The 1,015-nt window shown below is 34.3% G+C and carries 1 protein-coding gene; it reads right to left on the reverse strand.

Annotated features, from left to right (window positions below):
• On the reverse strand, positions 1-1,015 hold a 1,015-nt coding region (locus tag ACFFLS_RS26140), incomplete at both ends, for a M16 family metallopeptidase (protein WP_379689701.1).

Consider the following 1,015-nt stretch of genomic DNA (forward strand, 5'->3'; position numbering starts at 1 on the left):
GTTAATTTTAGAAATTAGATTTTTATATTCTTCATCTGTTGAAAACGGAATCTGATTTAAGCTGTAATTGTATAAGGTTGTAGCCCAGAAAGTATTCGTTTTAAGCGATTCTTCTCGGTTTTTCAATAAAGCTTTTTTTATGTCTTCCAAATCATTTGCATTTACTGGATTGGTTTTTAAATCGTTGATTTCTTTCCAGACAATCTGCATTAATTTTTCCTGTTTCTCAGGATTGCAGTCAAAAGTAAGGGCAAGGCTGAATGATGGTTTAGGAATCAATTCCAGATTACCGCCAACGTTTACGCCGTAACTGCCACCTTCTTCTTCTCTAATCGTTTGAAGAAAACGTTTAGAAAGCAATTCGCCGATAATATACATCGTCATGGCATTTTCTTTTGAATACTCTGTTTTTCCTGTCAAATTCAAGTAAACAGTGCTTTTTGCAACTTCCATCGGACGTTTGAAATGCACAACCGTTTTTCCTTTTTTAGGACCAATATTATGATCTGCAAAAGTCTCTTTTACAGCAGGATTTGATTTTAGATTTCCGATGTACTTCTGAATAATTTCCAAAGCTCCTTCAGGAATATTTCCCACAAAAACAAAAGTAAAATCTGAAGCATTTTTGAAGCGGTCTTTATAAATACTTTCTGCTTTCTGTAAATTGATGTTTTCTAAAAACTTTTCATTAAAAATAAAAGTCCTCGCATTATGGTTAGAGTTTGCCAGATCAACTGAATCTTTAAAAGTATTTCCGTTGTCTTTTTTGATGTTTTCTAAACGGTTTTTATACTGTTCTTTTAGGATGCCGAAAATATTTGGGTCAAAACGCGGTGTCTCAAAAGAGAGGTACAGCAGTTGCAGCATCGTTTCAAAATCGGCTTTGTTTGAACTTCCCTGAAATCCCTGCGTGTTTTCACCAATAAAAGGAGCAGATTGCGCTACTTTACCAGTAAGTTTTTCTTTTAAAGCGATATTGTCAAAATTGCCTAAACCAGATGATCTTGCAAGTACT

Source organism: Flavobacterium procerum, assembly GCF_042431625.1.
In the GTDB taxonomy this organism is placed as follows: domain Bacteria; phylum Bacteroidota; class Bacteroidia; order Flavobacteriales; family Flavobacteriaceae; genus Flavobacterium; species Flavobacterium procerum.